The organism is Nitrospinota bacterium (genome assembly GCA_035528715.1).
GTDB lineage: Bacteria > JADFOP01 > JADFOP01 > DATKYB01 > DATKYB01 > DATKYB01.
Map to the genome: position 1 here is coordinate 1 of DATKYB010000033.1, position 2,804 is coordinate 2,804.

Sequence of the window (2,804 nt, forward strand, 5' to 3'; positions counted from 1 at the left end):
TATATGGAATATTTTGCAAATGAGGATATTGATAAATCATGGGAAATGATAAATAGAGTAACTAAACAAGCTGAATATATTCGGAAAACTGTTGGTGGACAAGCCTCAGTTGATTTTTTTAATACAAAATTTGGGACTGATCATCCGTTTACTGGTGATGATGAAGAACCAATTATTGTACCTGGCTCAAGTAGGGTTTTCGATAAAAAGACTAAAAAAGTAATTCTTGAGCCTGTAAAACCAGAAGAAACAGACGCTGAAAAAAGGCAAGCAGAGTTTAAAATTAAAAAAGATTTAATGGCCTACGAAGCTGAATTAGATAGTAAATACAAAGATACTCCCGAAGGAATACAAGCAAAAAAGATAGCACTGGAAAAGTATAAGGCTGGATTAGAGAAACCAAAGGAAGTGATTACATGGACTACAGCAATAAATAATCTATCAAAAAGATTTGGCAGTCAAAATGCAATGGGTAGTATAATTATAACAAAAGGATTAGAAAACAAACATAGACTAGCCCAAGGAAAACTTATTGAACTTGAAAAAAGTGGTATGGACCCTATGGAAGCTGTCCAAAAAGCAGAACAATATGCGATCCATGTAGAACAAAGATATTGGCAGTATATAGATGCAGCTAAAACAGAAAATGAAAAAGAGAAAGTCAACTCTTTGTTTGAAAAAGACTATGGATATATACCAAAAACAAGATGAAACCAGCAAATAACATAGATTTTAATAATATAGATTTTGAATGGGAATCACCAAAACCTAGAAAATCAGACAGGATGTATATAGATTTTGAGGGTGATGGGCCTGTGTCTTTCAGACCTCATGCAAAAGCCGAAGCCGAAGGATTTGTAAAGCCTGCATTAAAAGCTACAGGAAGAGTATTGGGTGCTGGGCTTGGTAGTATGATTTTAGCACCAGTGGCAGGTATAATCTCCGCTATAAGACTTGGCGTACCATCTGCTGAAATGGAACAACCTCTTGCCTTTGGCATACCATCTTTTAACAAAAGTGGAAGCAAAGTACCAAGTAAACCTAAATGGACTCCTGGTGGTCTTAAAGAAGCTAATAAGACACTTGAAGAAATTATGAGTGTGCCAGGTAAACTTATTGTGACCGAAGAAGAAGTAAAGTCACTTGAATATATTAATAAGCCTTTTGAACTGGCTGGAACTGCTGGTGAATATGCGGGGAAAAAAGCTAATGAAGGGCTAAAAGAACTTGGATTTGAAGATACATACCTGGAACCATTATTTGCGACTTATGGTGAAGCGGCTCTTATCTTTGGCTTACCTGGTGTAATTAAAAAGATAAAAGCGTCTAATGCATATAGAATGATGACGATAAAAGAGCGTGGGTTAGTGATACAAAGTCTTGCTGACACTGTAAAAAAGAATCCTAATATGACAGAGGGTCAAATAATAAGGAAATTTAATAATAAAACATGGAGAGATGAAACTAAAAGGACGTTCAAGAAAGAAGAAATAATACCGGTTAAACCAAAAGCACCGGCAAATATACAACCAGAAGCAAAACCAATAGTTGCCAAACAACCTAAGTCTGAAATAGCCAAAACAGTTCAGCAAGAGATTATAAAAGAACGAACTGCATCACCTCTTGATATTCTTGAGCAAAGAGTAAAAGAGATTGCTGATAATAAGATTGACTTTGAAAAGCCTATGGAGATTGGAGAGCCTGCTAAACAAGTAGGTGAACCGGTTAAAGAACCTGCAAAATCTGAGTTTGATAATTTTAGAACACAGATGAAAGAGAAGTATGGAGAAAATCATTTATTTGAACAGACACCAGAAGAAGCAAGAAAAGACGCTAATCTTATAACAAAAGCTAGAGATGAAATACTAACAGAATATAAAAAGAATTATGGAAATAAACCTATTGTTTTAACAAATGACGCAGGGACAAAAGGCGTTGTTATTTCACTAAGCTCAAAACATCCAGGAAAATATCAAATTACAGATTGGGATGAGCGTGGGTTTTCTGGTGATAGGACATATGATACAGAAAAAGAAGCTATTGTAGATGCATGGCAGGATAATAAAAGGGTAGCCAATCCCGAAGCATTTGAAAGAGCATCTAAAACAGAGGCGTTTAAAGAAGGAAATAAAGCTGCCGATGAAGTCCAAAAGTGGAATGAGAAATCATGGAAGAGATCACAAGAGAAAAAAGAGATAATTCCAATCAAACCAAAGGAGATAGCACCGGAAAAGCCTGAAATGGATACTATATCAAAAGATCTAAACGTCAAATACGATGGTGAATTTGCAGGCGTTGGTCATTCATGGACCGACCTTGAGACCAAAGGTAGCTTTACTACTGAGAAGATAGACGTTAATGAAGTGAGAAAGAGCGTTGATAAAGTTAGAGAGAGTTTCAAAAAGGTTGAAACGCCTGAAATGGTTGAGAAAAAAGAGCCTCCTATTCCAGAGGCTAAAGAACCTTGGGATTACTTAGATTTAACCCACCCTGATTCTATTACGTATAATAGAGGTGGTATTGGTGGCGACTTTAGCGGGGGTGAAAATTTATCAGCAGCACAGAAAAAAGAATATCACAAGGTATGGATTGATAGGTTAAACAAAGAGCTAAAAGCCGAAAGAGGTGTTGAAGTACGAGATAAAGGAATACAGTGGGCGAATAAAAATGCTCAGTATTTTAAAATGAAGGGGATAAAAAATCTGTTAGAACGTAGACGGTCTCACGAACAAGCTCTTTTAGATATTAAAAAGTACCCTGGGTTATATGCCCCAACTAAGCCAGAGGCCAAAAAGCCAGCACCG

The 2,804-nt window shown here is 36.4% G+C and carries 2 protein-coding genes; both read left to right on the forward strand.

Annotated features, from left to right (window positions below; genetic code table 11):
- Nucleotides 1–711, forward strand: a 711-nt coding sequence (locus VMW81_02265; GenBank protein ID HUU49768.1) for a hypothetical protein, incomplete at its 5' end; no start/stop codon positions are given.
- 74 nt (nucleotides 712–785) lie between these two features.
- Nucleotides 786–2,804, forward strand: a 2,019-nt coding sequence (locus VMW81_02270; protein HUU49769.1) for a hypothetical protein, incomplete at its 3' end; no start/stop codon positions are given.